Annotated in this window: 14 protein-coding genes and 1 pseudogene; 9 read left to right on the forward strand and 6 right to left on the reverse strand. The window is 72.4% G+C overall.

Translation table 11 applies throughout. The features are described 5' to 3' along the window. Window positions 1-101: 101 nt before the first annotated feature. Both ACGFZN_RS01270 and ACGFZN_RS01275 read left to right on the forward strand, forming a co-directional pair. Entirely contained in the window at window positions 102-377 is a 276-nt protein-coding gene (locus ACGFZN_RS01270) for a hypothetical protein (RefSeq protein WP_330336346.1), read from the forward strand. After that, window positions 374-1,867: a cytochrome bc complex cytochrome b subunit gene (locus tag ACGFZN_RS01275; protein ID WP_393856370.1), complete on the forward strand. Its 1,494-nt coding sequence runs from the start codon at window positions 374-376 to the stop codon at window positions 1,865-1,867. Before ACGFZN_RS01270 ends, ACGFZN_RS01275 begins: the two co-directional genes overlap by 4 nt. Here the strand turns inward: ACGFZN_RS01275 and ACGFZN_RS01280 are convergent. After that, entirely contained in the window at window positions 1,803-2,186 is a 384-nt protein-coding gene (locus ACGFZN_RS01280; RefSeq protein WP_393856371.1) for a cytochrome c oxidase subunit 4, read from the reverse strand. The two genes, ACGFZN_RS01275 and ACGFZN_RS01280, sit on opposite strands and share 65 nt — an antisense overlap. Further along, a complete protein-coding gene (ctaD, locus tag ACGFZN_RS01285) occupies window positions 2,183-3,847 on the reverse strand; it encodes a cytochrome c oxidase subunit I (RefSeq protein WP_393856664.1) in 1,665 nt (554 codons plus the stop codon). Before ctaD ends, ACGFZN_RS01280 begins: the two co-directional genes overlap by 4 nt. A gap of 113 nt (window positions 3,848-3,960) precedes the next feature. Here ctaD and ACGFZN_RS01290 point away from each other — a divergent pair, with 113 nt between their 5' ends. From ACGFZN_RS01290 to ACGFZN_RS01315, 6 genes and pseudogenes are all read left to right on the forward strand, one after another. Then, entirely contained in the window at window positions 3,961-4,329 is a 369-nt protein-coding gene (locus ACGFZN_RS01290; RefSeq protein WP_393856372.1) for a DUF6479 family protein, read from the forward strand. 122 nt (window positions 4,330-4,451) lie between these two features. Beyond that, window positions 4,452-4,637, forward strand: coding sequence for a hypothetical protein (locus ACGFZN_RS01295; RefSeq protein WP_393856373.1), 186 nt, complete (start codon window positions 4,452-4,454; stop codon window positions 4,635-4,637). Window positions 4,638-4,759: 122 nt separating this feature from the next. Continuing rightward, window positions 4,760-4,891: pseudogene (locus tag ACGFZN_RS01300) on the forward strand (sugar phosphate nucleotidyltransferase); the annotation flags it as partial. 44 nt (window positions 4,892-4,935) lie between these two features. Further along, the gene (gene rfbB / locus ACGFZN_RS01305; protein WP_393856374.1) at window positions 4,936-5,907 is read left to right on the forward strand and encodes a dTDP-glucose 4,6-dehydratase; all 972 of its coding nucleotides are present in this window, start codon (window positions 4,936-4,938) and stop codon (window positions 5,905-5,907) included. Beyond that, window positions 5,904-6,767 carry a dTDP-4-dehydrorhamnose reductase gene (gene rfbD, locus ACGFZN_RS01310; RefSeq protein WP_393856375.1) on the forward strand — a complete coding sequence of 288 codons (864 nt, stop codon included), beginning with the start codon at window positions 5,904-5,906 and terminating at the stop codon, window positions 6,765-6,767. The genes rfbB and rfbD overlap by 4 nt, the downstream gene beginning before the upstream one ends. Further along, a complete protein-coding gene (locus tag ACGFZN_RS01315) occupies window positions 6,768-7,571 on the forward strand; it encodes a class I SAM-dependent methyltransferase (protein ID WP_393856376.1) in 804 nt (267 codons plus the stop codon). A 34-nt stretch (window positions 7,572-7,605) separates the two neighbouring features. Here ACGFZN_RS01315 and rfbC read toward each other — a convergent pair whose 3' ends face one another. The 4 genes from rfbC to ACGFZN_RS01335 all read right to left on the reverse strand — a co-directional run bounded on the left by rfbC (window position 7,606) and on the right by ACGFZN_RS01335 (window position 11,594). Then, window positions 7,606-8,214 carry a dTDP-4-dehydrorhamnose 3,5-epimerase gene (rfbC, locus tag ACGFZN_RS01320; RefSeq protein ID WP_393856377.1) on the reverse strand — a complete coding sequence of 203 codons (609 nt, stop codon included), beginning with the start codon at window positions 8,212-8,214 and terminating at the stop codon, window positions 7,606-7,608. A 4-nt stretch (window positions 8,215-8,218) separates the two neighbouring features. Then, a complete protein-coding gene (locus tag ACGFZN_RS01325) occupies window positions 8,219-10,165 on the reverse strand; it encodes a glycosyltransferase family 2 protein (RefSeq protein ID WP_393856378.1) in 1,947 nt (648 codons plus the stop codon). Window positions 10,166-10,297: 132 nt separating this feature from the next. Next, window positions 10,298-10,882 carry a hydrolase gene (locus ACGFZN_RS01330; RefSeq protein WP_361988742.1) on the reverse strand — a complete coding sequence of 195 codons (585 nt, stop codon included), beginning with the start codon at window positions 10,880-10,882 and terminating at the stop codon, window positions 10,298-10,300. A gap of 274 nt (window positions 10,883-11,156) precedes the next feature. Next, window positions 11,157-11,594, reverse strand: coding sequence for a MarR family winged helix-turn-helix transcriptional regulator (locus ACGFZN_RS01335; protein WP_393856379.1), 438 nt, complete (start codon window positions 11,592-11,594; stop codon window positions 11,157-11,159). A 140-nt stretch (window positions 11,595-11,734) separates the two neighbouring features. Here ACGFZN_RS01335 and ACGFZN_RS01340 point away from each other — a divergent pair, with 140 nt between their 5' ends. Continuing rightward, a complete protein-coding gene (locus tag ACGFZN_RS01340; protein WP_393856380.1) occupies window positions 11,735-14,776 on the forward strand; it encodes an FAD-binding and (Fe-S)-binding domain-containing protein in 3,042 nt (1,013 codons plus the stop codon). Window positions 14,777-14,816 lie beyond the last annotated feature (40 nt).

Below are 14,816 nucleotides of genomic sequence, written 5' to 3' on the forward strand. Positions count from 1 at the left end.
CTCGCCCGCACCGCGCCCTGACCGCCACACGGGTACCGTTTCGGCAGGTTGGCGCAGCCTCGGGAGGCGTGTCCGCAAAGGGATGCCTAGGGTCGATTGGTGTGGCACACACCTTCGAGGAACTCGTGCAGAAGCAGCGCGCGGCCGAGGCGGCCCACGCCACGGTCGAGGAGCTGCGGCACACCTACGGCCCGCCGGCCGAGCGGCGGATGACCGGCGCCCAGTCCGGCACGTACGAGACCGCGCTGCGCGCCTGGCGGGACCTGGCCCGGGACGTGCAGACCGCGGTGAGCGAGTACGCGAAGGAGTCGGGCCGGCCGCGCCCCGAGGTGGAGGCCGAGGTGGCCCGGGCGGCGGCGGAGCCCGAGGACGCATGAGCGGGGACGCCCGCCGCGGGGAGCGGCTCGTGCGCGCCGTGGACCGGAGGCTGCCCCTGTCGCAGGCGGGCTCGCTGCTGCGCAAGGCGTTCCCCGAGCACTGGTCCTTCCTGCTCGGCGAGATCGCCCTGTACAGCCTGCTGGTGCTCCTGCTGACCGGGGTGTGGCTGACGTTCTTCTTCCAGCCGGACATGCGCGAGGTCGTCTACGCGGGCTCGTACCCGCCGCTGCGCGGGGTGCGGATGTCCCAGGCCTACGACTCCACCCTGCGCATCAGCTTCGACGTGCGCGGCGGACTGCTGATGCGGCAGACCCACCACTGGGCCGCCCTGGTCTTCCTGGCCGCGATCGGCACGCACATGCTGCGGATCTTCTTCACCGGTGCCTTCCGCAGGCCGCGCGAGGCGAACTGGGTCATCGGCCTGACCCTGTTCGTCCTCTCGCTCGCCGAGGGCTTCGCCGGCTACTCCCTCCCCGACGACCTGCTCTCCGGGACCGGGCTGCGCATCGCCCAGGGAATCATGCAGTCGATCCCCGTGGTCGGCACCTATCTCGTGTTCTTCGTGTTCGGCGGCCAGTTCCCCGGCCACGAGATCATCACCCGGCTCTACCCGCTGCACATCCTGCTGATTCCGGGCCTCCTGCTCGCCCTGGTCGCGGTGCATCTGATCCTGGTCTTCCAGCTCAAGCACACCCAGTGGCGCGGCCCCGGCCACACCAACGCCAACTCCGTGGGCAAGCCCCTGGTCCCGCAGTTCACGGCCACCTCCACGGGCCTGTCCCTCACCGTCTTCGGTGTGCTGGTGCTGCTCGCGGGCGTCGCGCAGGTCAACCCGATCTGGAACTACGGCCCCTACCGCCCCGACCAGGTCTCCACCGCCTCCCAGCCCGACTGGTACGTCGGCTTCCTGGAGGGCTCGCTGCGGCTGATGCCGCCCTGGGAGACGAACGTCGCCGGCCACACCTTCATGTGGAACGTGCTGCTCCCGGCGGTCGTCCTGCCCGCTCTGCTCTTCGCCGTCCTGTACGTCTACCCGTTCGTGGAGCAGCGCCTGACGGGGGAGTGGTGGACCGAGCGGCACCTGTGCGACCGGCCCCGCGAGCGCCCGGTGCGCACCGGGCTCGGCGTGGCGGGCATCGTCTTCTACGGCGTGCTGCTGGTGGCCGGCGGCAACGACGTCATCGCCCAGACCTTCCGCGTCTCCGTCAACGCCATCACCTGGGTGTGCCGTGTCTCCCTGATCGTGGCGCCGGTCCTGGCCTTCCTGGCGACCCGGTGGCTGTGCCGGGCCCTGACGGCGGCCGAGAACGAGCGGCTGGCGGAGGGCGTGCCCACCGGCGAGATCCGGCAGAGCGTCACCGGCGGCTACGAGACCGACCACGAGCCCGTGGAGGAGTTCCGGCCCGGTGCCCCGCGCCGGCCGCTCACCGGTGCGCGTACTGGAACACCAGCCCGTACACCCCGCGCGCCAGAACGCCCAGGCCGATGAGGAACAGCCACAGCCCGAAGACGACGCCGGTCGCGGTGAGCGCGAAGCCGAGCGCGGTGACGATCGGGAACGGGCTCTCGTCGGGGAAGAACGCCACGGGCCCGGTCGCGTCCGCGACCTCCGCGTCCGTGCGGTCCTGAGCCCGCGTCCCGCGGCGCCGGTACTGGATCAGGCAGAAGAACGACACCAGCCCGGCCATGCCGCACGCGACGACCAGGGCGGCCGTGCCCGCCTCCTCGCCCGACCACAGCCCGTACAGCGCGGCGGAGCCGCCGAAGAACAGCGCGACCCCGCCGAACAGCAGCGCCTCGGCCTTCATCGCACCAGCTCCTCTCCGGGCGGACTCTCGATGTCCGGATGGTGCAGGTCGAACGCGGGGGACTCGGAGCGGATCCGGGGCAGCGCCGTGAAGTTGTGCCGGGGCGGCGGGCAGGAGGTGGCCCACTCCAGGCCGCGGCCCCAGCCCCAGGGGTCGTCCACGGTGACCTTCTCGCCCCGGACGGCGGTGCGCCAGACGTTGTACAGGAACGGCAGCGTGGAGACGCCCAGCAGGAACGCCCCGGCCGAGGACAGCGTGTTGAGCAGGGTGAAGCCGTCCGCGGTCAGATAGTCCGCGTACCGGCGGGGCATGCCCTCCTCGCCGAGCCAGTGCTGCACCAGGAACGTCAGCTGGAACGCCGGGAACAGCAGCCAGAAGTGGAGCTTGCCGAGCCGCTCGTCCAGCATCTTGCCGGTGAACTTCGGCCACCAGAAGTAGAACCCGGCGAACATCGCGAACACCACCGTGCCGAACAGCACGTAGTGCAGATGGGCCACGATGAAGTAGGTGTCGGTGAGATGGAAGTCCAGCGGCGGCGAGGCGATGAGCACGCCGCTCAGCCCGCCCAGCAGGAACGACACCAGGAAGCCCATCGCCCACAGCATCGGCGTCTCGAACGACACCGAGCCGTTGACCATCGTGCCGATCCACGCGAAGAACTTGATGCCCGTGGGCACCGCGATCAGGAACGACATGAGGGAGAAGAACGGCAGCAACACCGCGCCGGTGGCGAACATATGGTGCGCCCACACCACCGCCGACAGCATGGTGATGGCGATCGTCGCCCCGATCATCGGCACATAGCCGAACAGCGGCTTGCGGGAGAACACCGGGATGATCTCCGAGACGATCCCGAAGAACGGCAGCGCCACGATGTAGACCTCCGGATGCCCGAAGAACCAGAACAGGTGCTGCCACAGCAGCGCGCCGCCGTTCGCCGCGTCGAAGACGTGGGCCCCGAACTTCCGGCCCGCCTCCAGCGCCAGCAGCGCCGCCGTGAGCACCGGGAACGCGGGCAGGATCAGGATCGAGGTGAACAGCACGTTCCACGTGAAGATCGGCATCCGGAACATGGTCAGGCCCGGCGCGCGCAGGCACACGATCGTGGCGATGAAGTTCACCGCGGTCAGCGTGGTCGACACACCGGAGACCACCAGCCCCATCGCCCACAGATCACCTCCCGCACCGGGCGAGAAGTAGGCGCTGTTCAGCGGCGCGTAGGCGAACCAGCCGAACGCCGCGGCCCCACCGGGCACCAGGAACCCGGAGACCACCATCAGCCCGCCGAACAGGAACATCCAGTACGACAGCGCGTTCAGCCGGGGGAAGGCGAGGTCCGGCGCGCCGATCTGCAGCGGCATCACGGCATTGGCGAACCCGGCGAACATCGGGGTCGCGAACAGCAGCATCATGATCGTGCCGTGGATCGTGAAGAACTCGTCGTATCCGTGTTCGCTCAGGAACTGCAGACCCGGCCGGGCGAGTTCCGCGCGCATCCCGAGGGCGAGCAGCCCGGCGAACAGGAAGAAGCAGAACGCCGTGACCATGTACAGCCGGCCGATCACCTTGTGGTCGGCGGTCGAGACCCAGCGCAGCACGGCCCGGCCCGGACGCGGGGCGGGGGCCGTGTAGCGCGCGACGATCTCGTGCGTATCCGACATCTCCGGTAGTTCCGTCATCGCGGGTGACGCTACTCCCCGTGACCTGCGGCCCCGTGTGCGCCACGCCTCGCACCGGGAGTCGTATCCGCCGCTCGGCCGGGTACCCGACGCCCATGGACTTCGCGACGAACACAGCAGCATCCGGTGCCCAGGTCTTCGGGTACGTCCTCATCCTGCTCGCCGGGATCGCCTGCACCGTGGGACTGATCCTCGCCTTCCGGCTCGGCATCAAGGTGCGCCGGAACGAGTCCCCGCCACCGCGACCCGAGGAGCAGCCCACCGTGCCGCCGTCCGGACCGGTGGGCGAGACCCACGAGATGCGCGAGCCGGACGAGGTGCCCCGCGCCGTCGACGACGGCGAACGGCTCACCCCCTACCAGGTGGGCACCGTCCGCAGCCGGCGCGCCGACGACCAGCGCCGGCCCCGCTGGTCGCCCGGCTCCAGCGGGGCCTTCGGCGGCGGGGGCGGCGGCCGCACCTGAGCCGCCCCGTGTTTGCCGCCCCGGCCCCGCGGGGACCCGGTACGACACCTATCGCACCCGGGCCCCCGCGGGGCCGCTGACGCACATGCGCCCCGGGAGCCGGCGGACGACGCAGAAGGAAGATGGACGACGTGACCGCGCAGCCCACCGAGAAACCGTCCCTGCCCTACGCCGAGACCGGCTGGGCGAAGGCCCGCCGGCGGCGGAACCGGGGCGTGCGCACCTGCCTTGCGGCCGTCATGGACCGCGACTCCGCCCAGCAGCGGAGGACCGCCTCCGAGGACAACATCGTGCGCGGCGAGGACTGAACGGCACCTGCGGCCGAACGCCCTTCCGGTAAAGCCCCGTCGACACCAGAGCCATGCCGTCGTAACGAACAAGTCAGCGAAGCAAAGCTCCGATCCGGACGATCGCCGTTAAGGTGTGGCGAATGAAGGCTCTGGTGCTCTCCGGCGGCTCCGGCACCCGGCTGCGTCCGATCACGCACGCCCCGGCGAAACGGCTGGTGCCGGTGGCCGGCAAGCCCGTGCTGTGCTACGGCCTGGAATCCGTCCCCAGGGCCCACCGACCCGTCCTCGGAGACCACAGCAAGGTGCAGATCGGTTCATGAACCTCCTCGTCACCGGCGCCGCCGGATTCATCGGCTCCGCGTACGTCCGCATGCTCCTCGCCGACGACTCGCCCGGCGCCCCGGACGTCACCGTGCTGGACCGGCTCACCTACGCCGGCACGCTCACCAACCTGCCCCTCGGCCATCCCCGGCTGGACTTCGTGCAGGGCGACATCTGCGACGCCGCCCTGGTCGGCAAGCTGATGGCCGACGCCGACCAGGTGGTGCACTTCGCCGCCGAGTCGCACGTCGACCGTTCGATCGAGGGCGCCGCGGAGTTCGTGCGCACCAACGTCCTGGGCACCCAGACCCTGCTCGACGCGGCGCTGAGGCACGGCGTGGGCCCGTTCGTGCACATCTCCACCGACGAGGTGTACGGCTCCATCGACACCGGCTCCTGGCCGGAGGAGCACCCGCTGGCCCCCAACTCGCCGTACTCCGCATCCAAGGCCTCTTCCGACCTCATCGCCCTCGCCTACCACCGCACCCACGGCATGGACGTGCGGGTCACCCGCTGCTCCAACAACTACGGCCCGCACCAGTTCCCGGAGAAGGTGATCCCGCTCTTCGTCACCAACCTCCTCGACGGCCTGACGGTCCCGCTGTACGGGGACGGGCGCAACGTCCGCGACTGGCTGCACGTCGACGACCACTGCCACGGCATCGACCTGGTGCGCACCGAGGGCCGCCCCGGCGAGGTCTACAACATCGGCGGCGGCACCGAGTTGAGCAACAAGGAGCTGACCGGCCTGCTCCTCCAGGCGTGCGGCGCCGGCTGGGACCGGGTCGAGTACGTCGCCGACCGCAAGGGCCACGACCTGCGCTACTCGGTCGACTGGAGCAAGATCCGCGACGAACTCGGGTACCGCCCGCGCCGCGACTTCACCGCCGGGCTCGCCGAGACCGTCGCCTGGTACCGCGAGCACCGCGACTGGTGGGAGCCGCTGAAGCGGCGGAGCGCCCGATGAGGTGGCTGGTCACCGGCGCGTGCGGCATGCTCGGCCAGGACACCGTGCAGACACTGCGCGGACGCGGCGAGTTCGTCGCCGGACTCGGCCGCGCCGGGCTCGACATCACCGAACCGGCCGCCGTCGCGAGCGCGTTGGCCGAGCACCGGCCGGACATCGTCGTCAACTGCGCCGCCTACACCGCCGTGGACGCCGCCGAGACCGACGAGGAGCGCGCCCTGCTCGTCAACGGCGAGGGCCCCCGGCTGCTGGCCCGCGCCTGCGCCGCCGCCCACGCCCGCCTGATCCACGTCTCCACCGACTACGTCTTCTCCGGCGAGGACCGCGACGTCCCCTACGGCGAGGACGAGGAACCCGCACCGCGCACCGCCTACGGCCGCACCAAGCTCGCCGGGGAACGGGCCGTGCTCGCCGAACTCCCCGGCGCGTCGGCCGTGGTGCGCACCGCCTGGCTGTACGGCGCGCACGGATCCAACTTCGTGCGCACCATGCTGCGGCTGGAAGGCACCCGGGACACCGTCGCCGTCGTGGACGACCAGCACGGCCAGCCCACCTGGAGCGCGGACGTCGCCGCCCGGATCGCCGACCTGGGTGTCAGCGGCGCGTCCGGCGTCTTCCACGCCACCAACGCGGGCGAGGCCAGCTGGTACGAGCTGGCGCGCGAGGTGTTCCGGCTGGCCGGCGCCGACCCTGACCGGGTCCGCCGCACCGACAGCCGGGCCTTTGTCCGGCCCGCGCCCCGGCCCTCCTACAGCGTCCTCGGTCACGAACGGTGGCGGGCGGCCGGTCTGGCACCGCTCAGGGACTGGCGGACCGCCCTGCACGAAGCACTGCCCCACATCCGCAAGGAGACGACTTAAGTGAAACGGCACGAGTTCCTGCGGGAACTCCACAAGGTCAGCGCGAACCGCAACTACCTGGAGATCGGCGTCAACGACGGCCGCAGCCTGACGCTGTCCCGGGTGCCCAGCATCGCGGTCGACCCCGCCTTCAAGGTGGTCACGGAGATACGCTGCGACGTGCACCTGGTGAAGGCGACGAGCGACGACTTCTTCGCCCGCGACAACCCCCTCGCGCACCTGCGCGGCGGCCGGCATCCGCTGCGCAACCTGGCCCGCAACCGCAGCCCGTTCGGCTACTTCAGGCGCACCACGCTCGACCTGTCGTTCATCGACGGCATGCACCTGTTCGAGTACGCGCTGCGCGACTTCATCAACATCGAGAAGCACTCCGACTGGGCGAGCGTGATCGTCTTCGACGACATGCTCCCGCGCAACGTCGACGAGGCCGCCCGCGACCGGCACACCAACGCCTGGACCGGCGACGTCTACAAGCTGATCGAGATCCTCGGCCGGTACCGCCCCGACCTGGTGACGGTCCTGGTCGACACCGCGCCCACCGGCCAGCTGCTGGTCTTCGGCGCCGACCCGGACAGCACCGTCCTGAAGGACAGGTACGACGAGATCCTCGCGGAGTTCGAGGTGCCCGACCCGCAGAAGGTCCCGGAGTCCGTGCTGGAGCGCACCACCGCCGTCAAGCCGGAGGAGTTCCTCGCGGCCGGCTTCTGGAAGCCGCTGGTCACGGCCCGCAACCGGGGTACGAAGCGCTCCCGCGGCTGGGAGCCGCTGCGCCGCGCGCTGGCCCCGTACGCCGCCGACCGCTGAGCCGCCCGCACGGCTCCCCGGCCGCCTGGGCGGCCTAGCCGCTGAACTCCCCGGAGCGCAGCCGCTGGTAGTGGGCGGAGCAGTCCGCGTACGTGGGCAGCAGCCCGGACCGCTCCGCCTCGGCCAGCGTGGGCGCCTCGGCGTCCTTCGGCGACAGCAGCGGCTCGATGCCCTCCGGCCAGGCGATGTCCAGCGCCGGGTCGAGCGGGTGCAGCCCGTGCTCGCGCCCAGGCGCGTACCCGGTGGAGCACAGGTACACCACCGTGGCGTCGTCGGTGAGCGCCATGAAGGCGTGCCCGAGCCCCTCGGCGAGGAACACCGCGCGGCGGCTCTCGTCGTCCAGCCGCACGGCCTCCCACTGCGCGTAGGTGGGCGAGCCGACGCGGATGTCCACGGTCACGTCGAGGACGGCCCCGCGCACACAGGTGACGTACTTGGCCTGGCCGGGCGGCACGTCGGCGAAGTGGATGCCGCGCAGCACGCCCCGCCGGGACACCGAGCAGTTGGCCTGGGCGAGACCGAGGTCGTACCCGGTGGCCTCGCGGAACTCCGCGCCCCGGTACCACTCGTGGAAGCTGCCCCGGTCGTCCGGGAACACCTGGGGCTCCAGTACCCAGGCGCCGCCGATCCCCAGTTGCCGCACGCCGTCATGCCCTCCGTGTCGTCGCGGTCGTCCGCGCTCGCCGTACGCCGCCCAGCAGGCGCCGTGCCCTGCGCAGCAGTCGGCGCAGCATACCGGGCGGGGCCGCGCGGACCACCTCGACGGCGCCCGGTCCGCGTCCCACGCGCAGCAGCAGCGGCAGCTTCACGGCCCGGCCGCCGGACAGCAGCAGCTCCGTGCGCCACAGGGCGCCGCGCAGCTCGCCGAGCGGCAGGCCGGCCTCCAGCAGCGCGTGCACGCCGTCGGCGGGCGTCAGCGCGGCGGGCCGGTCGACCGCGCGGCCGGAGGCGCCGGCCAGGCGGACGCCGACCGTCGTGCTGTCGGGCACGTACAGGGGCAGCGCGACGGTCAGCGTGTCGGCGGAGACCGTCGCGTCCGCCGGGGTGAGCCGGTGCAGTCCGAGGGACTTCACCGCACGGTCCACGTCCAGCGACAGGTTGCGGTACTGCTGCGTCCAGTACGGCAGCACGACGCGGCCCTCGACGATGCCGGCCGGCGGCAGCGCGAGCCCCTGCGCCGGGGCGGGGCCCAGCCGGCACTCCTTGGTCCAGCCGCCCAGGCCGACCCGCACGTACAGGTCCCACAGGCCGGCGCCCAGCGGGTCGCCGCCGGCCGCCGTGGCGGGGTCGACGGCGGCCGTGGCGCGCAGCAGCAGCCGGGTGCCGCCGGCCTCGGCCGCGACGCGTTCGCGGGTGACCTCGACCGGCTGGAAGAAGGAGGCGCCGCTCTCCCGGTCGCGCACGATCACGTCGACGGCGGCCGTCTCGAAGCCGTCCTCGGCGGCCGCCGCCAGCCAGGACGCCGCCTCGGCGACATCGCGGGGCGCGCCGTCCGCCAGCGGCCGCGGGGCGCCCGCCGGGACCGTCAGCGGGCCGTCGGCGGTGGTGTACTCGACGCCGAGGCCGATGCGCAGGACGCCGTCCCGCCAGGCGGCCCCGGCCGGTACGGCCCGCGGACGGACCCCGGCCTCCCACTCGGCGTAGGCGACCAGGTCGTCGTAGCGGTCCTCGCGGATCAGCGCGGCGACGATCCGCTGCCCGGGGCGCAGGCCGGGGGCGACGCCGGGGCCGAAGCGCTCGACGACGACGGCGTGCATCTCCTTGAACAGCTCGCGCCGGTAGTCGTCCGGCATCGCCAGCAGACGGCGGCCGCTCATCCGCTCGACCATCTCCACCCGCAGCCAGCGGCGCAGCAGCCGGTCGCGCAGCGGGCCCGGCTCGGTGTACCGCTCCACCACGTCGAGGGCCTCGCGCAGGTTGCTGAAGTAGCCGACCGGGTCGAAGCGCTGGAAGCCGGCGTTGGAGGCGTCGTCGCGTTTGATGTGGTAGTAGCAGACGTAGTCGCTGAGCACCGAGACGTTGTCGGCGCGCAGATAGGCCTCGGCGAAGAAGACGTGGTCCTCCAGGCGCCGCCGGCCCTCGAGGAAGCGCAGCCCGGTGCGCTCCAGGAAGGAGCGCCGGACCATCTTGTGCGGGGTGAGGCTGTCGATCAGGGGGGCGTTGGCGACCGTGGCGTGCGGGTGGTTGCGGCGGAACAGCTCCACCGGGACCGGGCGGCCCTTTCCGGCCATCTTGCCGACGATCACGTCCGCCTTGTTGGCGACCCCGTAGTCGTACATCCGCTCCAGGGCCTCGTCGCCGAGCCGGTCGTCGTTGTCGACGAACATCACGAACTCGCCGCGGGAGGCCTCGATGCCGACGTTGCGGGGCTTGCCCGACCAGCCGGAGTTCTCCTGGTGGATGACGTGTATGTGCGGATGCTCGGCGGCGAGGGCGTCGAGCCGGGCCGGGGTGGCGTCGGTGGAGCCGTCGTCCACGAAGATCACTTCGTACTCGTCGGGAGGCAGCGACTGGTGCAGCAGCGAGGCGATGCAGTCCTCGATGTACGGCCCCGGGTTGTACACGGGGACGATGACGCTGACCTTGACCGGCATCCGGTTCCAAGCCCCCTTTGTTCGCTTCCCGTTGCCTGGGTGGCACGGGTGGGCGTGGCCGAATGCTAACCCGGGCCCGTGCGGCGGTGTGCGGGCACCCCCGCTCCGCCGCACGGGCCGGGGGCCGCACGGTCAGGCGTGGGTCTTGGCGAGCAGCTCAAGGATCTCGGCGGTGGTGCCGCTCTCGCCGAGCCGCGGGAAGATCCGCTCGACACTGTTGGCGTGCGCCTCGGCGTCGGCGTCGGCCATCGCGTCGGTGGCGAGGGTGACGTGGTAGCCGTGGGCGTAGGCGTCACGGGCGGTGGACTCCACGCCGATGCTGGTGGCGATGCCGGTGAGCACGATCTGGGTGACGCCGCGGCGGCGCAGCTGGACGTCGAGGTCGGTGCCGTGGAAGGCGCTCCAGTTGTGCTTGGTGACGCGGATGTCGCCGGGGTGGCCGTTCAGCTCGTCGGCGATGACGTCCCAGCCCTCGGGGAAGGCGAGGCCGCGCGCCTGGCGCTCGGTGCGGCCGGGGACGGCGTCGGCCCAGTCGGGCGCGAAGGAGACGCGGACCAGGACCACGGGCAGCCCCTTGGCGCGGAAGGCGTCGGCGAGTTCGGCGGTGCGGGAGACGACGTCGGAGGCCGCGTGCGGCTGCACGGGCATGCCGACGATGCCGTTCTGCAGGTCGATCGCGACGAGGGCGGTACGGGGGTCGAGCGTGGTGAGCGACATGAGTCGGTCAGGCCTTTCGAGGGGTCGGGAGTTTCCGGGGGTTCCGGAGCTTCAGGGGGTTCGGGGGTTTCCGGGGTGTGCCGGCCCGGGGAGCGGTCCGGCGGGTGCTCGCCGGCGGCGGTGCCGGGCCGGCGGGCAGGAAGGGGCCCGGCGGTCCCGGCGGGCGGGGACCCGGATCGGCGGGCGACGCCGGCCGGAGCCGGGGCCGAGGCGACCGCGGCGCAGTCAAGGGGGCGGGAGGCCGTCCCGGCGGCGCGTGCGGCCGGCCTCCGGGTCACGGCTGCGACAGGCGTTCCAGCAGCTCCAGCGCCGCGAGCACGGTCTGCCGCTCCTGCTCGGTGTAGCGGTCCTGGAAGGCGCGGGCCAGCCACTCCTCGCGCACCTGCCGGTTGCCCTCGATCCGGGCCCGCCCGGCGTCGGTCAGGGTGACCAGCTGGCGGCGGCCGTCGTCCGGGTCGGGGGCGCGCCGGATCAGCCCGTGCTGCTCCAGGGCGGCCAGCGTGGTCGCCATCGACTGCGGGCGCACACCCTCGGCGGCGGCCAGCGCGCTGGCCGTAGCGGCGCCGTGCTTGCCGACCAGGGTGAGCGCCGACTCCTGGGAGGGGCTGAGGTCGGTGTCCTGCGCGACCTCGCGGATGCGGCGCCGCAGCCGGCTGAACACCACGCGCAGCTCGCGCGCGGCCCGTGCGGCGGAGTCGGAGATGTCGGCCATGCCGCCACCCTAAGGCCGACAGCCGCAACTGTCCAGGTCAAACTGTTCAGTCTTGACTGTTCAATTGTCGGGTACTCGCCCGTCCTCGGACAGGCAGCACGTCGGTGACCCCGCACGGTCGGTGAGGACTGGGAGCGCAGATGACCCCTTCGGACATGTCCGGCCTCGAGGCGGCTCTCCGCGCCGAGGTGGACGGCGAGATCCGCTTCGACGCCGGCAGTCGCGGCGCCTACGCCACGGACGGTTCCAACTACCGGCAGGTCCCGCTCGGCGTCGTCGTCCCGCGCACGGTCGAGGACGGCGCCCGGGCCGTGTCGGTGTGCGCGCGGTTCGACGCCCCCGTCCTCTCCCGGGGCGGCGGCACCAGCCTCGCCGGACAGTCGACCAACACCGCCGTGGTGATCGACTGGACCAAGTACTGCGACCGGCTCATCTCCGTCGACCCCGAACGGCGCACCTGCGTGGTGGAGCCCGGGATCGTCCTCGACGAACTCAACCGCCAGCTCTCCCCGCACCGGCTCCAGTTCGGGCCGAAACCGTCGACCCACAGCCACTGCGCGCTCGGCGGCATGATCGGCAACAACTCCTGCGGGGCCTCCGCGCAGGCCTACGGCAAGACCGTCGACAACGTCCGGCAGCTGGAGATCCTCACCTACGACGGACAGCGCGCCTGGGTCGGCCCCACCCCGCCCGACGAGCGCGCCCGGCTCGCCGCCGGCGGCGGCCGGCTCGCCGAGCTCTACGCCGGCCTCGACCGCATCGCCACCGAGTACCTCGCCGACATCCGCCGCGGCTACCCCAAGATCCCGCGCCGCGTCTCCGGCTACAACCTCGACTCCCTGCTGCCCGAGAACGGCTTCGACGTCGCCAAGGCGCTCGTCGGCAGCGAGGGCACCCTGGTTACCGTCCTGCGCGCCGAACTCGACCTCGTCCCGGTGCCGCGGTACCAGTCGCTGTTGGTCCTCGGCTACGACGACATCTGCACGGCCGCCGACGACGTGCCGCTGCTGCTCGAACGCTGCTCACCCACACAGCTCGAGGCGCTGGACGGCCGGATGGCGCAGCTGATGCGCGAGGAGGGCGCCTACCTCGACTCCCTGAACGCCCTCCCGGAGGGCGACAGCTGGCTGATGCTGCAGTTCAGCGGCGACAGCCAGGAGGAGGTCGACGAGCAGGCGCACGCGCTGCTGCGCGCCGTCGGCCGCGACGAGAAGGACAGCAGGATCGCCTTCTCCGACGACCCCGAGCGCGAGCAGAAGATGCTCAAGGCCCGCGAGGCCGGACTCGGCGTCACCGCGCGTCCGCCGGACGACCGGGAGACCTGGGAGGGCTGGGAGGACTCCGCCGTGCCGCCCGAACGGCTCGGCGACTATCTGCGCGACCTCAAGGGCCTCTTCGACGAGTTCGACTACGACCACCCGTCCCTGTACGGCCACTTCGGGCAGGGCTGCGTCCACACCCGCATCCCCTTCGACCTGCGCACCGCCGACGGCGTGGCGCACTTCCGCCGCTTCGTGGAGCGCGCCGCCGACCTCGTCGCCGCCTACGGCGGCTCGCTGTCCGGCGAGCACGGCGACGGGCAGTCCCGGGGCGAACTGCTCACCCGCATGTTCGGCGAGCGGCTGGTGACCGCGTTCGGCGAGCTGAAGGCCCTCTTCGACCCCGGCAACCGGATGAACCCCGGCAAGGTCGTCCACCCCCACCCCGTGGACGGGCAGCTCCGGCTCGGCCCCGGCTGGCGGCCGGCCACCCCCTCCACCCACTTCGACTTCCCCGAGGACGAGCACTCCTTCAACCGCGCCGTGATGCGCTGCGTCGGCATCGGCAACTGCCGCAGCCACTCCGGCGGCGTCATGTGTCCCTCCTACCGGGCCACCAGGGAGGAGGAGCACTCCACCCGCGGCCGGGCCAGGCTGCTGTTCGAGATGCTGAACGGCCACGCCGACTCCGCCGTCGAGGACGGCTGGCGCTCCACCGCCGTACGCGACGCGCTCGACCTGTGCCTGGCCTGCAAGGGCTGCAAGTCCGACTGCCCGACCGGCGTCGACATGGCCACCCTCAAGGCCGAGTTCATGGCCCACCACTACGAGGGCCGGATCCGCCCGGCCGCCCACTACTCCATGGGCTACCTCCCGCTGTGGGCCCGGCTCTCCCGGATCGCCCCCTCGCTGGTCAACTCCGCGCTGCAAGCGCCCGGTCTGGCCCGGCTCGGCAAGCGGCTCGCGGGCATCGACGAGGCCCGCTCGGCGCCGGTGTTCGCCGAGGAGTCGTTCGTGCAGTGGTGGAAGGCACGCGACCAGGAGGAGCCGGACCCGGCCGACCCGCGCACCGTGGTGCTGTGGCCCGACACCTTCAGCACCTACTTCCACCCCGCGATCGCGAAGTCGGCCGTACGGGTGCTCGAGGACGCCGGATTCCGGGTGGCCGTACCCACCGAACCCGTCTGCTGCGGCCTGACCTGGATCTCCACCGGTCAGCTCGCCGTCGCCAAGAAGGTGCTGACCCGTACCCTCGCGGTGCTGCGCCCCTACCTGGAGGCGGGCACCCCCGTCATCGGTCTCGAACCCTCCTGTACGGCCGTCTTCCGCGCCGACGCCCCCGAGCTGATGCCCGCCGACCAGGACGTGCAGCGGCTCGCCGGGCAGGTCCGCACCTTCGCTGAACAGCTCGTCCACCACGCCCCCGACGGCTGGGAGCCACCCCGGCTCGCCCGGCAGGCCACCGTGCAGACCCACTGCCACCAGCACGCCATCATGAAGTCCGGCGCCGACGAGGAACTGATGCGCCGCGCCCACCTGGACGCCGAGGTCCTCGACGAGGGCTGCTGCGGACTCGCCGGCAACTTCGGCTTCGAACGCGGCCACCACGAGGTCTCCATGGCCGTCGCCGAACAGGGCGTGCTGCCCGCCGTCCGCGGCGCCGCACCCGACAGCCTGGTCCTCGCCGACGGCTTCAGCTGCCGCACCCAGATCGAGGAAGGCGGCACCGGCCGCCGCGCCCTGCACCTCGCCGAGGTGCTCGCGCTCGCCCTCGACGGCAACCTGCCCAGCGACCACCCCGAACGCCTGGCCGACCGCCCCGAGCCGCCCTCCCGCGCCGCCCGCTGGGCGACGGCCGCCGCCACGGCGGCCGTGCCCGCCGGCGCCGCGCTCGCCCTGCGGCTGCGGCGGCGCCCCGGATGAGGGACGGCAGCACCGAACGCAGTGAGCCCGCAGGAAAGGA

This window comes from Streptomyces sp. NPDC048192, assembly GCF_043202415.1.
Taxonomy (GTDB): domain Bacteria; phylum Actinomycetota; class Actinomycetes; order Streptomycetales; family Streptomycetaceae; genus Streptomyces.